General features: G+C 67.8%; 17 protein-coding genes. 5 read left to right on the top strand and 12 right to left on the bottom strand.

Annotated features, from left to right (window positions below; genetic code table 11):
- Positions 1-10: 10 nt before the first annotated feature.
- From lon to GV790_RS11750, 4 genes are all read right to left on the bottom strand, one after another.
- On the bottom strand, positions 11-2,392 hold the full coding sequence (gene lon, locus GV790_RS11765) for an endopeptidase La (RefSeq protein ID WP_218586404.1): 2,382 nt from the start codon (positions 2,390-2,392) through the stop codon (positions 11-13).
- 198 nt (positions 2,393-2,590) lie between these two features.
- Positions 2,591-3,946: a hypothetical protein gene (locus tag GV790_RS11760; RefSeq protein WP_163813391.1), complete on the bottom strand. Its 1,356-nt coding sequence runs from the start codon at positions 3,944-3,946 to the stop codon at positions 2,591-2,593.
- A 137-nt stretch (positions 3,947-4,083) separates the two neighbouring features.
- A complete protein-coding gene (locus GV790_RS11755) occupies positions 4,084-5,256 on the bottom strand; it encodes an NAD(P)-binding protein (RefSeq protein ID WP_163813390.1) in 1,173 nt (390 codons plus the stop codon).
- Positions 5,253-5,912, bottom strand: coding sequence for a TetR/AcrR family transcriptional regulator (locus GV790_RS11750; RefSeq protein ID WP_163813389.1), 660 nt, complete (start codon positions 5,910-5,912; stop codon positions 5,253-5,255). Before GV790_RS11750 ends, GV790_RS11755 begins: the two co-directional genes overlap by 4 nt.
- A 289-nt stretch (positions 5,913-6,201) precedes the next feature.
- On the opposite strand from GV790_RS11750, the gene GV790_RS11745 reads away from it, so the two are divergent.
- The 5 genes from GV790_RS11745 (at position 6,202) to GV790_RS11725 (ending at position 10,556) form a co-directional block, all read left to right on the top strand.
- On the top strand, positions 6,202-6,993 hold the full coding sequence (locus GV790_RS11745) for a TIGR03084 family metal-binding protein (protein WP_163813388.1): 792 nt from the start codon (positions 6,202-6,204) through the stop codon (positions 6,991-6,993).
- 351 nt (positions 6,994-7,344) lie between these two features.
- The gene (locus GV790_RS11740) at positions 7,345-8,076 is read left to right on the top strand and encodes a hypothetical protein (protein WP_163813387.1); all 732 of its coding nucleotides are present in this window, start codon (positions 7,345-7,347) and stop codon (positions 8,074-8,076) included.
- A 103-nt stretch (positions 8,077-8,179) separates the two neighbouring features.
- A complete protein-coding gene (gene lhgO / locus GV790_RS11735; protein ID WP_163813386.1) occupies positions 8,180-9,388 on the top strand; it encodes an L-2-hydroxyglutarate oxidase in 1,209 nt (402 codons plus the stop codon).
- Positions 9,389-9,481: 93 nt separating this feature from the next.
- Positions 9,482-9,952: an SRPBCC family protein gene (locus GV790_RS11730; RefSeq protein WP_163813385.1), complete on the top strand. Its 471-nt coding sequence runs from the start codon at positions 9,482-9,484 to the stop codon at positions 9,950-9,952.
- A 10-nt stretch (positions 9,953-9,962) separates the two neighbouring features.
- Complete coding sequence (locus GV790_RS11725; RefSeq protein WP_163813384.1) at positions 9,963-10,556, top strand: ribonuclease H family protein; 594 nt, start codon at positions 9,963-9,965, stop codon at positions 10,554-10,556.
- Between the two features lie 77 nt (positions 10,557-10,633).
- Here the strand turns inward: GV790_RS11725 and GV790_RS11720 are convergent, their stop codons facing one another.
- The 8 genes from GV790_RS11720 to GV790_RS11685 form a co-directional block, all read right to left on the bottom strand.
- Positions 10,634-11,233: a hypothetical protein gene (locus tag GV790_RS11720; protein ID WP_163813383.1), complete on the bottom strand. Its 600-nt coding sequence runs from the start codon at positions 11,231-11,233 to the stop codon at positions 10,634-10,636.
- A 36-nt stretch (positions 11,234-11,269) separates the two neighbouring features.
- Positions 11,270-12,187 (bottom strand): hypothetical protein, encoded by a 918-nt coding sequence (locus GV790_RS11715; RefSeq protein WP_163813382.1) that lies wholly within the window; start codon positions 12,185-12,187, stop codon positions 11,270-11,272.
- 133 nt (positions 12,188-12,320) lie between these two features.
- Positions 12,321-13,481: an MlaD family protein gene (locus tag GV790_RS11710; protein WP_163813381.1), complete on the bottom strand. Its 1,161-nt coding sequence runs from the start codon at positions 13,479-13,481 to the stop codon at positions 12,321-12,323.
- The gene (locus tag GV790_RS11705) at positions 13,478-14,581 is read right to left on the bottom strand and encodes an MCE family protein (protein WP_256673222.1); all 1,104 of its coding nucleotides are present in this window, start codon (positions 14,579-14,581) and stop codon (positions 13,478-13,480) included. The genes GV790_RS11710 and GV790_RS11705 overlap by 4 nt, the downstream gene beginning before the upstream one ends.
- Positions 14,578-15,657: an MCE family protein gene (locus tag GV790_RS11700; protein ID WP_163813380.1), complete on the bottom strand. Its 1,080-nt coding sequence runs from the start codon at positions 15,655-15,657 to the stop codon at positions 14,578-14,580. Before GV790_RS11700 ends, GV790_RS11705 begins: the two co-directional genes overlap by 4 nt.
- Positions 15,657-16,649 (bottom strand): MCE family protein, encoded by a 993-nt coding sequence (locus tag GV790_RS11695; protein ID WP_163813379.1) that lies wholly within the window; start codon positions 16,647-16,649, stop codon positions 15,657-15,659. The genes GV790_RS11700 and GV790_RS11695 overlap by 1 nt, the downstream gene beginning before the upstream one ends.
- Positions 16,646-17,674 (bottom strand): MCE family protein, encoded by a 1,029-nt coding sequence (locus tag GV790_RS11690; protein WP_163813378.1) that lies wholly within the window; start codon positions 17,672-17,674, stop codon positions 16,646-16,648. The genes GV790_RS11695 and GV790_RS11690 overlap by 4 nt, the downstream gene beginning before the upstream one ends.
- Complete coding sequence (locus tag GV790_RS11685) at positions 17,671-19,218, bottom strand: MlaD family protein (protein WP_163813377.1); 1,548 nt, start codon at positions 19,216-19,218, stop codon at positions 17,671-17,673. The genes GV790_RS11690 and GV790_RS11685 overlap by 4 nt, the downstream gene beginning before the upstream one ends.
- Positions 19,219-19,220: the final 2 nt, after the last annotated feature.

The following is a 19,220-nucleotide window of genomic DNA, read 5'->3' as shown; positions in this document are numbered from 1 at the left end:
CTGCGGCGGATCAGGCCGTGGCCGCCAGCGGCCGTCCGTCCAGCGCCGGTTCCTGGACCGGCTCGATGGCGTAGGCGAGGATCTCGGCCACGTCGGCGACCGGGCGGACATCCAGCGCGGCGAGCACCTCGGCCGGGACGTCGTCCAGATCCGGCTCGTTGCGGGCCGGGATGAACACCGTCTTCAGGCCGGCCCGTTGCGCGGCGAGCAGCTTCTGCTTGACACCGCCGATGGGCAGCACCCGGCCGTTCAGCGTGACCTCGCCGGTCATGCCGACATCCGAACGCACCTGCCTGCCGAGAGCCAGCGATACCAGGGCCGTGACCATGGTGACACCGGCCGAGGGACCGTCCTTCGGCACCGCGCCCGCCGGGAAGTGCACGTGGATATTGCGATCCAGCACCGAGGGCTCGATGCCGATCTCTTCCAGGTGCGAGCGGACGTAGGTCAGCGCGATCTGGGCCGATTCCTTCATGACGTCACCGAGCTGGCCGGTGAGCGTCAACGAACGTTCACCGTCGACGGCGTTGGTCTCGATGTAGAGCACATCGCCGCCGAGACCCGTCACCGCCAAGCCGGTGGCCACGCCCGGGACGGCGGTGCGTTCCACCGAATCCGGGGTGAAGCGGGGACGGCCGAGGTATTCCTTCAGATCACCGACGTCGATGGTCAGCGATGCACCGGAACGCACTGCGGCCGGGTCCTTTTCGATGACCACGTCGTCGTAGCCGAGTTCGGCGTCGTAGCCGAGCCCGATCGTCGGCACGGCATCGGCGACCGAAGCACCCTCCGACAGCGTCGTGGCCGCCTTGCGCAGCGCCTTGGCGATCAACCGCTCCATCTGCCGCACACCGGCCTCGCGGGTGTAGTTGGCCGCGATCTCACGCAGCGCACCCTCGGTGACGGTCACCTCCTCGGCGGTCAGCGCATTGCGTTCCAGCTGGCGCGGGACCAGGAAGTCGCGGGCGATGGCGACCTTGTCGTCCTCGGTGTAGCCGTCGACGGTGATCAGTTCCATCCGGTCCAGCAGCGGGCCGGGGATGGTCTCCATGACGTTGGCCGTGGCGATGAACAGCACGTCGGACAGGTCCAGATCGAGGTCGAGGTAGTGATCGCGGAAGGTGTGGTTCTGCGCCGGGTCGAGCACCTCGAGCAGGGCCGCGGCCGGGTCGCCGCGGAAATCGGAGCCGACCTTATCGATCTCGTCCAGCAGCACGACCGGGTTCATCGAGCCGGCTTCCTTCATGGCCCGCACGATGCGCCCGGGCAGCGCGCCGACATAGGTACGCCGGTGACCGCGGATCTCGGCCTCGTCACGCACACCGCCGAGCGCCACTCGCACGAATTTGCGCCCGAGCGCCCGCGCGACGCTTTCACCCAGCGAGGTTTTACCCACACCGGGCGGGCCGGCCAGCACCAGCACCGCGCCGGAGCCGCGTCCGCCGACGACCTCCAGCCCGCGGGCGGCCCGCCGCGCCCGCACCGCCAGGTACTCGACCATCCGGTCCTTCACCTCGTCGAGGCCGTGGTGATCGGCGTCGAGCACGGCACGGGCGGCCGAAACATCGGTGTTGTCGGTGGTTTTCACCGTCCACGGCAGTTCCAGGACGGTATCGAGCCAGGTGCGGATCCAGCCCGATTCGGGGCTCTGATCGCTGGCCCGTTCGAGCCTGCCGACCTCGCGCAGCGCGGCTTCGCGCACCGTTTCGGGCAGATCGGCCTGCTCGACGCGGGTGCGGTAGTCGTCGGCGCCGTCGGGTTCGTCCTCGCCGAGTTCCTTGCGAATGGCGTTGAGCTGCTGGCGCAGCAGGAATTCGCGCTGGCTCTTCTCCATGCCCTCGCGGACCTCTTCGCTGATCTTCTCCGAGACCTCGGTCTCGGCGATATGCGCCTTGGTCCATTCGATCAGCGTCGCCAGCCGCTGGGCCGGTTCCGGGGTTTCCAGCAGCTCGCGCTTCTGCTCACTGGTCAGGTAGGTGGCGTAGCCCGCGGTATCGGCGATCGCGGAGGGATCGCTGAGCTGGTTGACCGCGTCGATGACCTGCCAGGCCTCCCGGCGTTGCAGCACCGAGACGACCAGCTTCTTGTATTCGGCGGCGAGTTCCTTGGTCCGCCCGTCGGCGGGCACGTCGGCTACCGGTTCGGCCTCCACCCACAGCGCCGCACCCGGCCCGGTCACCCCGTGACCGATCTTGGCGCGCCGCTCCGCCTTCAGCACCGCCGCGGGCGCGCCACCGCGCAGCCGGCCGACCTGTTCGATGGTGGCGACCACGCCGTAGGCCGCGTACCCCTCGTCCAAGCGGGGCGCGACCAGGACCTGGTCGGTCTTCGCGGCACGCGCGGCATCAATGGCCGCCTGCGCCGATTCGTCGAGTTCGATGGGCACGACCATGCCCGGCAGCACGATCGGATCGGTCAGGAACAGCACCGGCAAGTTCTGAGCTGCAGTCACGTCTTCGACCCTTTCAAAGTTGAGCGATGCCTACTCAACCCCGGGCTATTCGGGTTTGTTCCAGGGGAGTGGCGGGGTTCACTCAGGGCGAAAGCGGCGCCGAATGCACCGGCGCTCCAGCGTGGACGTGCGCGGCGGCTACCAGCCGAACAGCAGCAGATGTACCCCGCCGACGACGACGCCGAGCAGGCCGCCGTGGACGTACAGCAGCCAGGCGTCTTGTTCGACGGAGGCGTAGAACATCTCCATGAACTCGCCGGGGGTGAGTTGGGTGAGTTTGCGGGCGGCGAATTCGTCGATCTTCTTGGCTTGTTCCTCGGTGAACTCGGCGTCCTCGACCAGGGTCGGCGCCAAGCCGACGGCGGCGCCGGCGGCTCCGACCTTGAGGTTGTCGAATTGGCGGCGGCCGAAGGCGGCGCGGACCATCGAGGTGGTGCGGCCGAGCTGGCGGTGGATCTCGTCGGAGATCAGCCGTTCCAGCAACTGGCGGGTCTTATCGCCGTTGGGGCCCTCGAGCAGTTCCTTGGACAGATTGGGCAGGGTGAGCACCTGGTAGGCCAGGATGTGGGCCAGATCGACCGCGGCCTGCGGCTGGCGTTTGGCCAGCAGGGCTTGGCGCCACAGGTACTTGTAGCGCGGCTGCGGATCGCCCGGCTCGAACACCATCTTGATCGCGATCAGGTTGACCAGCACGCCGATACCGGCCGACACCAGCAGCACGATCACCCACGCCGGCACCCAGCCGAGCACCGGGATGCTCGGATGCACGTGCAGATACAGCGCGAGCAGCAGCCCGAAGGGCGCGCCGAGCAGACCGATCCGCACCATGAACCGCAGCTCCGGCGCGGCGATCGTGGTGGTCAGATCCTTGAGGATGATCGGGTTGTCCTGCAGGTACCGGATCACGAAGCCCTTGACGTCGATCAGCTGGTCGACGTTGTCACCCAGCGATTCGAACGCCCGGCGGCACAGCGCGGGCAGCTCCCGGTCCACGCGCTGATAGACCAGCTGCTTCATCGCCCGCGGCAGCGAACCCCACAGCTCGGGATTCTCCCGGTACATGACGTCGTCGACGATCGACTGGACCTGCTTGTGCGCCATCTCGGCCACATAGTCGGCGATACCGTCCAGGTCGAGTTCGTGGATGAAATCGCGTGGACTGCCGATCCGCATCAGCGCCTTGTCCACGCAGATGCTGGCCATCTTCTCCGCGCGGGCCGGGATGAAACCCTGGAAACCGAAACGGGAACCGTCCTCGGAGAACACCGGAAGCACCTGCACCCGGCGCGGCAGATACGGGTAGAGCACTTTCAGGCCGGGCACCCGCACACCGCGGAAGCTCAGCGGCCAGAACAGCATCAACACGCCGGTCCAGTTGGTCAGCCAGCCCGCGATCCCGGCGAAGATCGGGAAGCTGATCAGGTCCACCACGAACTTCGACTGCCCGGTGAGCTGCTCCCAATCGATGAACACACCGGACGCGAGTGTGGTCACGCGGGCTCTCCCTAGGCCGGCCGGTACGAATGCCCGGAATGGTTGTCTGAGACATCGAATGAGACTCGAGGTCCCAACATTCTCATTGCCCCGTGGAGGTGTCAACGATTCGGGGCGCGGCGGCCGCGACTACCCGTTCATGATCGTGTCACGCTGCGCGCGGGCAGTGCGGCGACCGCGCGTTCGGCCGCGACCAGGGCACTGTTGATCGAGATCTCACCGCGCATTCCGGGGGCGGCCACCATATCGCCGGCCAGGAAGACATCGTCACCGCGGTCGATCGCCGGACGGTCGCGCCAGGTCCGGCCGGGCAGGTCGAGGGCGCCGGTGCGGCCCTTCGCCGTGCCGGTCCGGGAGAACGTCGTCCTGGTGGCGCGTCCGGGGATGACGAGATCGGCGAACTCGGCCAGCCGCTGCTGGGCTTGCCCGGGCGTTTCGCCGGCGCGCACCGGCATCTGCAGTTGGAACAGCGACTGTCCGGCCGGGGCGATGCTGTCGTCCTGCATGGTGTAGCTCTCGTGGAACCCGCCCGCGTCGAGGTCGAAGACGACGCTGCGGTCGCGCGGCGAGCTCTGCACCGCGATATCGAGCAGGGCGGCGTGCCCGCTGGTCCAGGTCAGGCTGTCGTCGCCGAGCAGGCGCCGGGCCGAGGCGAGTTCGGTGGCCACGATCACCGGCCCGGCCGAGGTGTCGACGCTGTCGATGCGCGCACCGGTGGTGATCTCCACGCCGAGTCCGGCGGCGTGGGCGGCCATCCGGTCCATCACCCGCTGCCAGCCGCCGCGCACCCACCGCACCGCGGGCACCCGTGGCCCGAGCACCCGCTGGAACAGGCCCCAGACGAAGGCCGCCGACAATCGCCCGGTGTCGGCGTCATAGGTGGCCACACTGATCGCGTTGGCGATGTGCTCGGCGGTCGCCGCGCCCCAGCGCGCCGAGGCCCAGCTGCGGAAATCCTGGTCCACCGGCGGTTTCAGATCGAAACGGGCCTGCGCGCGCAGCATCCGGGCGGGCGGTATCCGGTGTACCCGGCCGTCGGTGCGGAAACCGAGGCGCGCCATCTGTTGTGGTGCGGGCCAGCCGAGGCCTGCGGTGAATCCGCGTGCCTTCAGCCAGGTGTAGTGCGGGCCGTCGGCATAGAAGACGTGCGCGCCATCGTGGGCGATGTGCGGCCCCGAGGTGGCGCGACCGCGCCCGCCGAGCGTCGAGTGCGCCTCGAACAGCCGTACCGGTGCACCGGTTTCCGCGCACGCTATGGCGGCGGTGAGACCGGCCAGGCCGCCGCCGATCACCGTGATGTACTGCGTCATCGCAACGTCTCCAGTTCGCCGAGGGGCAGTGGGGCGGCCGCATCGATCTGTGCGGCCATCAGGTCCGCGGTGGCCCGCAGATAGCGTTCGCTGTCCATTCCGGAGGGGTGGTCACCGCCGAAGATGTCGCACATCAGCCAGTAGTGCGCGATGGCGCCGACGATCACGGCCGCAGTGGCCTCCCAGTCGACGTCGGCGTGCTTCGGGCCGGCGAGTTCGGTCAGTCCGCGCGCGACCACCGAGGTGACCACGACGAACTCCTCGCGCCGGAACACCTCGAGTACTTCGGGGGCGATGGAGTTGTCGCGCAGCAGGATTCGGGTGACGTCACGGTCGTGTTCCAGGCGCATGAGCCCGATCCGGCACAGCATCCACAGCCGATCCGCCGTCGACGCGCTCGGCGCGACCGCCGCAAGGAACTGGGCGATGGAGAAGTCCGGGTCGAGGAAATGCTGCCATTCGCCGCGGTCGACCAGCCGCGAGCGCACCGCCTCGACCAGCAGCTCGTCCTTGGAGGCGAAGTGTCGGTACAGCGCACCGGAACCACGCGAGAGCCCGGCGGCCGCTTCGATCTGGGCGACGGAGGTGCGGGCGAAACCCTGTGCGCCGAACAGTCGCAGGGCTTCCGAAACGATCCGCTCGCGTGTCGATGCCATCCGCACTCCCGTAAGTAACCACTTACTTACATGACATCCCGGCCGCTTCGGCTATGCAAGAGGTGACTGACGAGATGACTGAAAAGCGCTACCGAACGGCTCGGCAAACCGCTTGCACCTGCGCATTTCCGGGGGCAGCGGGCGAGGATTCCGCCCCGATGGCCTGCATACCTGCTGGGTGAAATCAAATACAAGCACGCATGCTTGCTTCTTTAATCGGGAGCTGAGATGCTGAACCCCGACGTCACCACGAGTGACATCCGGTAACGACAACGCGGGGCGAGGACTCATGGCTGACCTGGAAGCGTTACTCGGCGATCTGGCCGAGGAGAGCGCCGATCTGGAACGACTCGTCGCCCCACTCGCCCCCGCCGAGTGGGCCACCCCCACGCCCGCCGAGGGGTGGACCATCGCGCATCAGATCGGGCATCTGGCCTGGACCGACGAGATCGCCACGATCTCGGCCCGCGATGCGGACCGGTTCGCGAAACTGGTCGCCGAGGCCGGGCCGCGCGTGCTGACCTTCGTCGACGAGGCCGCCGAAGAAGCAGCCGCCGCGGAGCCCGCCGAACTGCTGCAACGGTGGCGGCGCAGCCGGGCCGAATTGGCCGACGCGCTGCGCAACGTTCCCGACGGCGCGAAGGTGCCGTGGTTCGGGCCGCCGATGAGCGCGGCCTCGATGGTCACCGCGCGGACGATGGAGACCTGGGCGCACGGCCAGGACGTGGCCGACGCGCTCGGCGTCACCAGGACACCGACCGCCCGACTGCGGACCGTGGCCCATATCGGCGCGCGGACCAGGAACTTCGCCTACATGGTGCGCGGTAAGCAAGCGCCGGCCGCGGAATTCCGGATCGAACTCACCGCGCCCGACGGCAGCGTGTGGACCTGGGGTCCCGAGGATGCGGAACAGCGCGTCACCGGTTCGGCACTGGACTTCTGCCTGCTGGTCACCCAGCGCAGACATCGTGACGATCTCGCTCTCACAGCAGTGGGGGCGGACGCGGCCGAATGGCTGACGATCGCGCAGGCCTTCGCCGGGCCGAGTGGTGCGGGACGCGCGCCGGGCCAATTCGCCTGAGCTGGATCGCCCACGCCGATACGTGAAGCGGGCGAGCGCCAGTCTTGGGTGCGTCGCGACGACGATCGGACGTCGTTGGCCGGGTGTCTCGATGTGGCAGTCGAGAATGACGCTCGCCAGCGACCTCGGAATACCCCCATTTTCACGGCGCGAAACCTCGTCGACCCGGATGGTTCACCCCCGTGTCACGGGAACGCCGAGCCAGCGGTCCGTGCGCCGCCGACGCTGTGATGCTGCTCTCAGCGATGCGGCACCCCCACCGTCCACGCCGTAACCTGGACGAGCGTACGGCTTTCAACGATGCGGGCCGTCGACCCCAGGGAAACCAGGGCGGAGGGAAAGGAAAGCATCGTGTCAGCATTCGAGTCTGCTCAGATCGCTCGCCATACCGCCATCGTGCTGGCAGGCGCGGCCAGCCTCAGTCTCACCGTGGTGTCCGGCGCCTATATCGCCACCAACATGCCCGGTCTCGAACGTCCCGGACAGCTCGCCGCGCCGTCGGCGCCGCTCATCCGCGAGGGCGCACCGCGGCCCGGACCGGCCCATCGCACCGGATCCATCCTGCTCACCGACGGTTCCGGCCAGGCTGCCGTCTACCGTGACCGGCCCGCGGTCGCGCCGGGTGCCCTCACCGCGCCCGAACCCACCGCGCTGCCCGCCGAAACGCAGGCCGCTCCCGCCGAGCGCGACGGCGTCGGCGGCCGGGTCGGCCTCGGCACCACCTACGTCGGCGCCCGAGTCGCCCCGGCGCAGACCAACACCGTCTCGATCACCCTCGACACCAACGCGCTGACGGTGCTGAGCGGAATCCTGATGTCCGAGCCGGTCCGGGAACGCCTCGGCGTATCCACCGACCCGTCCGGGGTCACCCAGATGCGCACCGATGTCGACACCCGGCGCGGCGAGGTGACCTTGGTGTTCTCCGATCCGACGCTCGGTGAGCATGCCCTCGAGCTGGACCGGAATCCGGCGCCGGGGCAAGCCGATCGGGCCGACAGCGGCGCGGTGGTCGAGGACGCGCCGGACGAGACGCGCCCGGCGCCGGCCGTTCCGGCAGCCGGAAGCGACGTCGTCACCGCCTGATCGGCACCCGTTCCCCGGCGAGCGCAGGCCGGCGACGGGCGGTGCTCGGCGCCGCGCCTATCGTGCTTCCCATGTCGACAATCGCCACCCGGATCTGAAGCCCATGTACGACTTCTGCGTGATCGGGGGCGGCATCGTCGGCGTGGCGACCGCGTACCGGATCCTGCGTCGGGCGCCGGGAGCGAGCCTGGTGTTGCTGGAGAAGGGCGATGCGCTCGGTACCCATCAGACCGGGCACAACAGCGGCGTCATCCACTCCGGCATCTACTACGCGCCCGGCAGCTTGAAGGCCACACTGTGCAGGCAGGGCGCGCGGGCGACCAAGGAATTCGCGGCCGCACACGGGATCGCGTTCGCCGAATGCGGGAAGCTGCTGGTGGCGACCGACGGCGCGGAACGGGAGCGGATGCTCGCGCTCTACGAGCGGTCGCGAGTGAACGGGGTGGACGTCGAGTTGCTCGACGCCGCCGAGCTGCGCAAGCGGGAACCCCATGTGACCGGGGTGGGCGCGCTGTTCGTCCCGGATACCGGCATCGTCGACTACCGCGCGATCACCGACGCGCTGGCCGAGCAGGTGCGCGCCGCGGACGGGCGGATCGTGCTCGGGGCGCGGGTCGATGCGGTCACCGAGACCGCCACGGGCGTCACCATCTCCGGTCCAACGGGTAGCTGGACCGCGGCGAACCTGGTGGCATGTGCCGGGTTGCAGGCCGATCGGGTGGCCCGGATGGCGGGGCTGCGCATCGACACCCGGATCGTCCCGTTCCGCGGTGAGTACTACCAGCTACCTGCCTCGCGCGCGGGGTTGGTCGACACCCTGATCTATCCGATCCCGGATCCCGACCTGCCGTTCCTCGGTGTGCACCTGAGCCCGACCATCGACGGCGAGCTCACGGTCGGGCCGAACGCCGTACTCGGCCTGTCCAGGGAGGGCTACCGCAAGGGCAGTATCGACCTGCGTGATGCCAAGGAGGTGCTTGGCTATCCGGGTGTGCACCGGGTGGCCGCGGCCAATGTCCGCACCGGGCTGCGCGAGCTGCGCAATTCCCTGTTCAAACGCGGCTACCTGGCCGAATGCCGACGCTACTGTCCCGAACTGACCATGGCCGACCTGCGACCGCGGGAAGCGGGGATTCGTGCCCAGGCCGTGGCAAGGGATGGCACGCTGATCCACGACTTCCTGGTCGAACGCACCGACCGGATGGTGCATGTGCTCAACGCACCGTCACCGGCGGCCACCTCGGCGCTACCGATCGCCGATCACCTCGTCGACCGGCTCGGGCTGCCCGCCGACCGAGCAACCGACCGGTAGCCATCTGGAAATCCACCTCCCCAAATCTCGGCGCAACCCTCGAATAAAGAGGAAGGCTGTAGTACTTTTGTCGCAGCCGTGGAGGGAGGGCCCATGGGCCGCATCAGATATGCCAGCGACGTCGGCGCACCGGTCGAGGTGGCTTTCGCCTACACGGACAACCATCTGTTCGTACCGGACTGGATGTTCGGCGTCGCCGGATTCGAACCGAGCGGCGATACCGACCGCGGGCTCGGCGCGCGCTTCCGCACCGACGCCGGGCCGATCCTGCTCCGCACCACGCTCACCTGCGAGATCACCGAGTACCGGCGCAACGTCGTGATCGGGTATACGCTGCGTGGACGCCTATCCGGCACTCTGACACTGCGATTCGATCCGCTGGGCTACGGGCGGTCGGTGCTCACCTCCGAGGTCGACTACGATCCGCCACGTGGCCTGGCAGGCCGCATGCTCGCTCGTCCTATCGAATCGGGTGTCCGCTCGGCCCTGCGCCGCACAGAGTCCCGGTTACGAAGGGAGATAGAGCAATTCCACGGTACCGATCTTGTCGGCCGGATTGCGTAGGGTGCGAGGCATGATCATCGTGAGCACCGACGGATCCTGCCTGCGCAATCCCGGCGGCGCCATCGGCTGGGCATGGGTCAACCATCAGGGCCCCTCCGATAGTGGGGGCGCCGTGTCGGGCACGAATCAGATCGCGGAACTACGCGCGTTGCTCGAGGCCATCCTCGCCCACCCCGGTGATGAACCGCTGCTGATCGAAAGCGATTCGCTCTACGCCATCAAATGCGCCTCGGAGTGGATAGCGGGCTGGCGGCGCAACGGCTGGCGCACCTCCGCGGGCGCGGCGGTCAAGAACGCCGAGCTCATCCAGCAGATCGATCGCGCCATCGCATCCCGCCCCGGGCCGGTCCGTTTCCGCTGGGTGCGCGGACATGTCGGCAACTACTTCAACGAGCAGGCCGACACACTGGCCGGCCAAGCCGCCCGCCGGGTCGCCGCCGATCCCACCGCCGCCGCCGATCCGGTGACGGTCGAGATCCCCGCACTCGCCACCACCATCCCGGCCCCCGCCGTCCGCGCGGAACCGGCTGTGCCAGAAGAAAAGCCGGCTGCCCCGCGCAAAGTCGCGAAGCAGCCGGCCGCAGGAGCGCTGACGCTGTTCTGATCGGCGCCGCACCGACCACCTGAATAGACCTCCGGCGGTGGTGGCTCGACCCACCGCCGGGGGTCGCTATCGGTGGCTCAGTTGCCCGGCTCGGGAGCGGGCTGATCCGCGGGCGGGGCCGGGGGCTGCTGGGCGGCGTTCGGGTCGATGCCGGGCAGCATGGCCAGCTCCCACTTGTTGACCAGCCACTTGTCACCGGACTTCTCCATGCCCGCGACCACGGCGATGTCCTGGCGCTTGGGCTCGGGGGTGGCCGAGTTGGTCTTCATCAGGCTGATGTTCACCAGCACCTGGGTGTTCTCGGTGTCGCCGGAACGGAACCCGCAGGTCGCCTTGTCGACCCAGGCCTTGACCTTGGACTCGACCAGAAGCTGGCGCAGCACCTCCCAGTTCTGCTCCAGATCCGAGACCACATTGTCGGTCGCCCGGCCCTTCAGCTCGGCGATGAAGTTGTCGAGATTGCCCGCGTAGTCGTAGGTGTTGGTCGCGCGGGCGAAATCGCAGGCGGCCTGGCTGGATTCGTCCTGCGCGGCGAGTTCGTCGCTACGCTGCTGCGCCTGCCGGAAGAACACGACGGCGGTGACGACCAGCGCCACCAGCACCACCCCCGCCACGAAGGCGAGGACGACGGGCAGCACACCGCGCTCATCGCCGCTGTTGTCGGCGTTTTCGACCATAGATCCGGTCCCACTCTCTTTCGTCACGCCGCTGCCCTACTGCATTGCCGGGAAGTCGAACTGAGCCACGAGCCAGCGCCCGTTCTCCTTCTTCATCTCCACATTCGCCGCGACCCGGACCTTGCCAGGGGTGGAGTTCGGGACATCCGCGGTGGAGAAGGTCTGGTCGATGACCAGGACAAGGGTGGCGCTCTCCGCGTCGCCGGAGGCATAACCGCACATGACCTCGTCGGCCCGGGAGTCGACCTGCCTGCCCTCGAACCGCGCCTTCAGGTCGGGGCCGAGCTGGGCGACCATCTTCTTCCACTCACCGGTCGCGGTGTCCTCGAGCCGGCCCAGGTAATCGTCGACCTTGTCGCCGCTGTAGGTGGCGAACTGGTTGCCGAAATCGCAGGCCGCCTTGGTGGCGGCGGCGCGGGTGTCCAGCTCGTCCTGGCGGTTGCCGGACTGGAGGAAGAACACCACGCCCGCGATCGCGGCGGCGATCGCGAGGACCACGGCTGCGGCGGCTGCGATGAACAAGGGATTGCGGCGCTCGGCCCGCGCGGCTTCGGCGGCGGCCGGTGTGCGCACCTTGACGGTCTTGTCGTCGTCGGACTTGGTGGCCTTACCGGGCCTGCCGGCTTCAACGGCCTTGTCGACCTTGACGGTCTTGTCCGCGTCAGCGGCGGCCGTGGCCTTGACGGTCTCGTCGGGATCCGCGGCGGCATCGGCCGCATCGGAACCGGCCTTGTCCACCTCGGCGGCGTCGGTCGATCCGGCGGCCGCGCTCTCGGCCTTCACGGTCTTGTCCGCGTCCGCCGTGCTCGCCTTGCCGGCAGCGGCCTCGTCCGGCTCGGCCGCACCGGCGCCGACCTTACCGGTGTCGCGGTCGGCAGCGTCCGTGGACTCGGCGTCGCCGTCCGGGGCCGGTGTGGTCGCCTCGGCGTCGGAAGCGGCGTCATCTGTGGACATGAGTACTGTTCACACCTTCCCGGCACACATCGGGGTGTGCCGTGTATTTCGTCCGGCCACGCGCGCGCCGGGCCGCAGGCATTCATCTGCGAGTATGCCCCGGCGCACGCGCGACGCGTTCAGCCGGTCGGGGTTACCGCACCGGCGGCATGGTCCGTTCGTTCGGATCCACACCCGGCGGCATGTGCGAGCCGTTGTTCGGGATGTTCGGCCGCGGCGCGTTCACCGCACCTCGAATCTGCTGTCCCGGCGGCGGATTCTCGCAGTAGTTCCACTTCGGCATGGTCCCGTCGGAGACGACCTGCGGGCTGGCCGGGGTGGACTGGTACTGACAGAAAGGCCGCAACCAGATGTCGAGGATGGTGTGGAATTCGTTGTCGTGGGCGGGTACGCCCAGCGCCGCACCACCGAGTTCGAGCGCGGGGAACAGCGCCCGCATGGCCGGGGTGCGCAGCTGCGCCGCCTTGGTGATGGCGACGAAGTTGTTGACCAGGCCGGTGATCGGATCGGTGGTGGTGTCGAGCACCGCGCCGAGGCTGGCGAACTGGCCCGGGGCCTGCGACAGCACCGACTGCAATTCGGCGTTGGCGTTGTTGAACTGCTCGAACAGCACGCCCGAGTTGCGGGTCAGCGTCCCGAGGTCGGGCTGGGCCATGGACGTCGTCGACGCGATGGTGCGCAGGTTGGTGATCAGATTCGCGGTCTGCGGCAGCAGCGAATCCAGGCCGGCGGCCACCAGGCTGACGCCGTCGATGAGCGAACGCAGCTGATCCGGGCCACCGCTGAGCGCGATATCGAGCTCGTTGAGGATGACATCGAAATGCTTCGGATCGATCTGGGCGATCAACGCGCTGGTGTCGTCGAGCACCGCCCACACCGGGGTGGGCGTGCGCACGGTCTCCGGGTTGTATTCGATTACCGAGCCATCGGTCAGGAACGGGCCCTGATCGGTATCGGGCCGGAAGTCGATGTACTGCTCACCCGCGGCCGACAGGGCCTGCACCGCGACCACGGTGTCCACCGAGATGTCGTAGTCGTCATCGATCGAGGCCTTGGCCGCGATGGCGGCGCCGCCGTTGATGAGCTCGATCGAATCCACCTTGCCGACGCGGAAACCACGCAGCGTGACGTCGTTGCCCGGTTGCAGACCGCCGGAGCGGTCCAGCGTCACTGTGACGGTGTAGGTACCGCGCAGCGGATTGATCCGCATGACGTTCACCAGCAGATATGCCGCACCGATGATCAGCACCAGCACCAGGCCGATGGTGGAGTAGAGGATCTTGTGGCTTTTCACCGGTGGCCTCCCGTCACCCGGCCGTAGACGACCTGGAGCACCTGGATCAAGCTTCCCGCGAAGTCGTTCAGGTCGTTGACATCGAAGAACTTGCTGGTCCCGGGGGCGGTGAGCAGGGCGATATCGAGGTTGGTGACGTTGACCTGCGCGGCGAGGCTGTTACCGCGGAAGGTCGCGTTGACGCCAGGGCGGATCTCGCGGAGCGCGTCGAGCACCGCACCGAAGTTGTCGCCGGTGGCGGCCAGGGCGCCCATCAGCTGATCGAGGCTGTCGAGCAGCCCGGCCAGTTCACCGCCGGAGGTGTTGGCGTAATCGCCGAGCGCGACGCTGGCGGTGCCGATCTTGGCGAGCAGATCACCGATGGCCTTGTTGTTCTCCGCGACCGCGCCGATCATGTTCGGCAGGGTGTCGGCGACCTGGCCCAGATCGGAGCGCCTGGCCTCCAGCGTGGTGGCCAGCGCGCCGAATTCGGCGAGCACGCTGTCGATCCGGGCGGAATTGTCGTTCATGCTGGTGACGACGCCGGTCATCTCGTTGACCAGATGCACCACCTGATCGCTGCGACCGCCGACGATGGAGTCGAGTTCGGCGCCGAGCCTGGCCAGATGGGCGATGCCGCCGCCGTTGAACATCATCGAAACCGACAGCAACAGTTCCTCGACGGTGGCGCCCGCCGAGGTCTGCTCGAGCGGCAGGGTGTCGCCGTCCTCCATCATCTGGGTGCCGGGTTCGGCCGGCGGCATGGACAGCGCGACGAACACATCGCCCAGCGGGGTGGCCTGGCGCAGTTCGGCGGTGCTGCCGACCGGCAGCTGGATATCGGTACTGATATCCATGTCGACGATGGCCTGGAAGTTCGAGGTGGTGATATCGGTGACCACCCCGACGTCGGAGCCGCCGACCTTCACCTTCGCCTGATCGGGCAGGTTGAGCGCATTGTCGAACACCGCCTTCAGCGAATAGGTGTCGCCGGTGGCGCCCGGCTTGGGCAGCGGCAGCTTCTCCACGGTCAGACCGCAGCCGGAGGTCACCGACATCGCCCCGACGGCCGCGACCGCGACCATGCTGCGGCGGGCTCGTCTGCTGATTCGATTCATCATTTCGTCAGTCCAAGCAGTGCGGCGGTGAGTCCGAAGTCGGGACCGAAGTCCTCCATGCGACCGGTGCGGCAACCGTCGGCGCGCATCTGGATCCGTTCGCAGAACAGGCTGATCTGCTCACCGGCGAGGGTGGTGCCGACGATGCCGTGCAGCCGGATGTAGCCGAGTTCCTTGTTCATCGACTTGTCGATGCTCTCCAGCAGCATCGGCGCGACGTCGATGACCTCGGTGAGCCCGCGCGCGTTCTGGCGCAGCTGATCGGTGACCGCCGTCATCCTGGTCAGGGTGTCGCTGATCTGCGCCTGGTGATCGGCGAAGATCGAGCTGGTGTTGGTGAGGAAGCTGTTGAGCTGATCCAGCGTGGCCTGCAGACCGGGCGCCTGCTCGGCGAGCAGCGTGGTCATCTGGGTGGCCTGGTTGCTGAAATCGCGCACCGACTGGTCGTTTTCGGCCAGCATCGTGGTGAGCTCGTTGAGCTTGATGATGATGGTCGAGATCGCGTCCTTGTTGTCCAGGCCCACCTTGAGCGCGCTCGACAGCGCGTTGAGGGTGTCGCGGATCTTCTCACCGTTGCCGTCGAGCATCGGGTAGAGCACCCGGCCCGACAGCGGGCCGAGCCCTTCCTGACCCTCTTCCGGCTTGAGCGCCGCGGCGAACTGATCGATGGTCTTGATCATGGTGTCGAGTTCGACCGGGACATCGGTGCGTTCCAACGGCAGATGATCGCCGTCGGACAGCGTCTCGCCTTCGGTGAACGGCGGAGTGATCTCGATGTGCCGGTCGGTGACGATCGACGGCGAGATCACCACGGCCATGGCGTCCTTGGGGAACTTCACATCGCCGTCGAGGGTCATGTGCACCTCGACGAAGGTGCCGCGCGGCACGATCTTGTCGACCTTGCCGACGTCGATGCCGAGCACCTGGATGCTGTTGCCCTCGTACATACCCGCGATGTTCTCGAAGTCCGCGGTGATCTTGATGTCGTTGTTCAACGGGCCGGGCAGCAGCGAGCAGCTACCGACCAGCAGCGCGGTGGCTCCGACGAACAGCGATTGGGCGATCGTTTTGAGTCTCATCACGCGCACCCCTCGGCGACTTGGGCGAAGCACAACCAGTTGTCGGGGAACAGCCACGGGATGCCGACCTCGGCGTAGTTGCCGTTACCCCAGGCATTGGCCAGGTAACGCACCGCGGGCGGCATGATCGACAGCAGCCGGTCCAGGTTGTCCTTGTTCTTCTGCAGGCCCGAGGCCATGATGTTGAGCTGGTCGAGGGTGCCGGAGAACTGGTTGTCGTTCTGCGCGCCGATCTGCTGCAACTGCGCGGTCAGGGTGGCGACATTGTCGAGCAGCTGACGCAGCAGGTTCTGCCGTTCCATCACCCGGCTGGCGATCGCCTCACCCTGGGTCACCACCAGCAGCACGCTGTTGCGGTTGTCGGCCAGGATGGTCGTGACCCGGTCCAGATCCTTGAGCAGGGTGTCGACCTGGGTCTTGCGCGAGTCGATGGTCTTGGCCAGCGCACCGACGCTGTCGAGCGCCTGCGCGATCAGCTCCGGCGAACCACCGAGCTGCTGATTGAACAGGTTCAGCGATTCGGCCAGCTTGGCGGTGTCGAGTTCCTCGAACTTCGGGGTACCGCGCTGCACGACATCGGCCAGGTTGTAGGGAACCGTGGTGTTGGACTTGGGGATCCGCTTGTCCGGCAGGCCCGAGCCGTCACCGGGCTCGAGGTCGATGTAGCGGGCGCCCAGCAGCGTCGCCATCTTGATCGAGGCGTGCGCGTCGGGGCCGAGCTTCACATCGTCGTTGACCTGCAGGGTGATCACCACGTGATCGCCCTCGAGTTCGGCGCTGGAGACCCGGCCGACCGGGACGCCGGCGACGTCGACCTTGTCGCCGACCTTGATGCCCGCGGCCTGAACGAACTCGGCCTCGATCGACTGCTCGCCGATGCCGAGGCTCTGGAAGCCGGAGGAGGCGATCACCAGCAGCGCCACCAGCGCGGCGCCGATGATGCCGAGACCGAAGTAGCGGTTGGCGTTGAACCAGGTTTTGATCTTGGTCATGGGCGGCACACCGCCGACTGTCCGTTGCCACCGATCTGCGAGAAGATCCCGCGCGGGAACAGGATCCCGTAGAGCGAGACGTCGAGGCGGCAGATGTAGGCGTTGGCGTAGGTGCCCTCGGAGGTGAACCGGCCCACGTCGGCGAGCACCGACGGCAGGTCGATCGCGGCCTGGTCGAGCTTGGCGCCGTTGGCCAGCAGCAGCGTCAGCGCATCGCGGGTCGAGTTCTGCGCTGCGTCCAGCTTGGGCTGGATATTGCCGACCATGTCGACCAGTGCGGTGGTGGCGTCGGCGATCTGCACGGTGGACTGCTGCAAGGACTGGCCCTGTTCATAGAGCCCGCCGATCAGCGCCCTGGTCTGGGTTACCAGCGTCTCCAATTCGTCCCCTCGTTTTGCCAACCCCGACATGATGCCGCTGAGGTTGGTGATCACATCGCTGAGAATCGCGTCCCTGCGCTCGAAATCGGTGGCCAGCGTGGCGGCCTGGGTGATGAACGAGCTCAGCGAGATCCGGTCGCCCTGCAATGCCAGCACGAACGTCTCCGACAGGCGATTGACCTGCTCGGGCTCGAGCGCCTGGAACAGCGGCTGGAAACCGTTGAGCAGCGCCGAGATGTCGAACGACGGCTCGGTGCGCTCGAGCGGGATGGTCGCGTTGTTCTCCAGCGGGGTGGCATCCCCGCCGGTGCCCGGCGCCAGCGCGATATAGCGCTGGCCGATCAGGTTCTGATAGCGCACCAGCGCCTTGGTGTTGCCGTAGAGGGTCTGCTCGTCCTGGACGATGAACGACACGTGGGCGTCGTTGTTGTCGTCGAGTTCGATCTTCTCGACCTTGCCGACGCGCACGCCCGCCATGCGGACATCGTCACCTTCGCGCAGACCCAGCACGTCGGTGAAGGTGGCCGAGTAGGTCTTGGTGTCGCCGTCGACGGTGCGGGCCAGCGTGTTCCAGATGACCACGGTGACCAGGATCGATACGACTGCGAAGAGGCTGAAGCCGATCAGCGGTTTGCGGATGCTCATCGGCCGGCCCCCTCTGCGGTGACCTGCACAGTGCCGCCTTCCAGAGCCGTGCTCAACATCATGTACTCGAGGGTGGAGGCCCGCCGGCCCAGCAGCGCCGTCAGCGCCGGATCATCGGTGTAGGCGATGGGCCGGGCAGCAGGCTTCACGCCGGGGCGCTCGGTGTTCGCCGCGGGCGCGGCCGCACCCGACTCGGACCGATCGGTGCCAGGCTGGGTGGCCGGCGCCGGGGTCCCCGGCTGCGGCGCGGCCGGAGCGGGAGCACCGGGCACCAGATTCGGGAACAGGCCCTCGAGCGGGGTACCGGCGAACGGGTTGGGCAACGCCGCGGTGGGTGCCGGCGCCGCGGGCGCGGTGACCTGGGTGGTCACGCCCGGGATGGCGGGCATACCCGGCATCGGCGGCAGCACCGGCAGGCCCTCGGCCGACTTCAACCGGCCCGGCCGCATGGATTCCGGCAGCACACCGGGATCGGCGACCGCTGGGGCGGTGGCACAGCTGGGACCGGCAAGGTCGCCGTAGCGCGGGCAGTCCTTGACGGTGTTCGGCTGCCACGGGGTGAACGTGACGCCCGCGTTCCAGACCATCTGCCGCTGTGGCCCCCAGGTGAAGACGGTGTTCAGCTTGCGGGTGGAGCTGTTCAGGTTGGCGATCGCGTTGGTGATGGCGCTCGGGTCGGAGGCGAGCGCGCCGATGGTGGCGTTCAGGCCGGCGGTGACCTCTTTACCGGAGTTCGGGTTGATCGCGAACAGGTGGTTGATCTTGTCCGCGGTGACGCTCGCACCGCTGATCAGGGCGGCCAGCTCCGAGCGGCGGTCGGCGATGGTGCGCGCGGTGGTGACCGAGCTGGCCAGCACGTCCATCAGTTCCGGCGCGGATTCGTTCAGCGCGTGCGCCGAGGCGGAGAAATCGCCGAGCAGCACACCGAGATCCGGAATCGACTGGTCGACCGTGGTGAGCCAGCGGTCGAGGCGCTCGATGGTGGAACCGGGCACCCGGCCGCTGCCGTCGAGAGCGTAGGACAGGGTGCCGAGCACCCGCCCGAACTGCATCGGGTCGATCTGATCGAGGATGTTCTGCACCGTGGTGAGAGTGTCCTGCAAGGCGACGGTGCCCTTGCTGGTGTCCTCCTGGATGATCGAGCCCTCTTCCAGGTGCCCGTCGGACTGGCCGTTGTAGACCAGCTCGACCGAGGTCACGGCGAACAGGTTGCTCGGCACCACGCGCGCGGTGACGTTGTCCGGGATGCCGTCGACATACTCCGGCTTCAGCTCGATATGGACCTGCTGCAGTTCACCTTTCGCCGCCACCGACACGCTGTCGACGGCGCCGACCAGCACACCACGGAACTTCACGTCGGCGTCCTGCGGCAGGCCGTCACCGGTGGTGGTGAGGTTCGCGGTGACGTTCACCTTGGGCACGAAGTAGCCCTGATAGCGCGCCATCAGGAAACCGAGAATGACTGCGAAGACGACGAGCCCGCACACACCAGCGATGAGCAGCTGCCGCATGGTGGGCCCGCGCCCACTCGGATCGATGATCATTA

The sequence above is a fragment of the Nocardia cyriacigeorgica genome (genome assembly GCF_010858045.1).
In the GTDB taxonomy this organism is placed as follows: Bacteria; Actinomycetota; Actinomycetes; order Mycobacteriales; family Mycobacteriaceae; genus Nocardia; species Nocardia cyriacigeorgica_E.
Note: the sequence above shows the minus strand (reverse complement) of the source record. Positions and strands in the feature narration are given on the sequence as shown.

Excerpts from the sequence above, each read along its gene's own strand:
- GV790_RS11695 (WP_163813379.1), bottom strand. The coding sequence starts at position 16,649 with ATGACCAAGATCAAAACCTGGTTCAACGCCAACCGCTACTTCGGTCTC.
- GV790_RS11700 (WP_163813380.1), bottom strand. The coding sequence starts at position 15,657 with ATGAGACTCAAAACGATCGCCCAATCGCTGTTCGTCGGAGCCACCGCG.
- lon (WP_218586404.1), bottom strand. The coding sequence starts at position 2,392 with ATGGTCGTGCCCATCGAACTCGACGAATCGGCGCAGGCGGCCATTGAT.
- GV790_RS11720 (WP_163813383.1), bottom strand. The coding sequence starts at position 11,233 with ATGGTCGAAAACGCCGACAACAGCGGCGATGAGCGCGGTGTGCTGCCC.
- GV790_RS11715 (WP_163813382.1), bottom strand. The coding sequence starts at position 12,187 with ATGTCCACAGATGACGCCGCTTCCGACGCCGAGGCGACCACACCGGCC.
- GV790_RS11755 (WP_163813390.1), bottom strand. The coding sequence starts at position 5,256 with ATGACGCAGTACATCACGGTGATCGGCGGCGGCCTGGCCGGTCTCACC.
- GV790_RS11690 (WP_163813378.1), bottom strand. The coding sequence starts at position 17,674 with ATGAGCATCCGCAAACCGCTGATCGGCTTCAGCCTCTTCGCAGTCGTA.
- GV790_RS11730 (WP_163813385.1), top strand. The coding sequence starts at position 9,482 with ATGGGCCGCATCAGATATGCCAGCGACGTCGGCGCACCGGTCGAGGTG.
- GV790_RS11685 (WP_163813377.1), bottom strand. The coding sequence starts at position 19,218 with ATGATCATCGATCCGAGTGGGCGCGGGCCCACCATGCGGCAGCTGCTC.
- GV790_RS11745 (WP_163813388.1), top strand. The coding sequence starts at position 6,202 with ATGGCTGACCTGGAAGCGTTACTCGGCGATCTGGCCGAGGAGAGCGCC.
- GV790_RS11750 (WP_163813389.1), bottom strand. The coding sequence starts at position 5,912 with ATGGCATCGACACGCGAGCGGATCGTTTCGGAAGCCCTGCGACTGTTC.
- GV790_RS11725 (WP_163813384.1), top strand. The coding sequence starts at position 9,963 with ATGATCATCGTGAGCACCGACGGATCCTGCCTGCGCAATCCCGGCGGC.
- lhgO (WP_163813386.1), top strand. The coding sequence starts at position 8,180 with ATGTACGACTTCTGCGTGATCGGGGGCGGCATCGTCGGCGTGGCGACC.
- GV790_RS11705 (WP_256673222.1), bottom strand. The coding sequence starts at position 14,581 with ATGATGAATCGAATCAGCAGACGAGCCCGCCGCAGCATGGTCGCGGTC.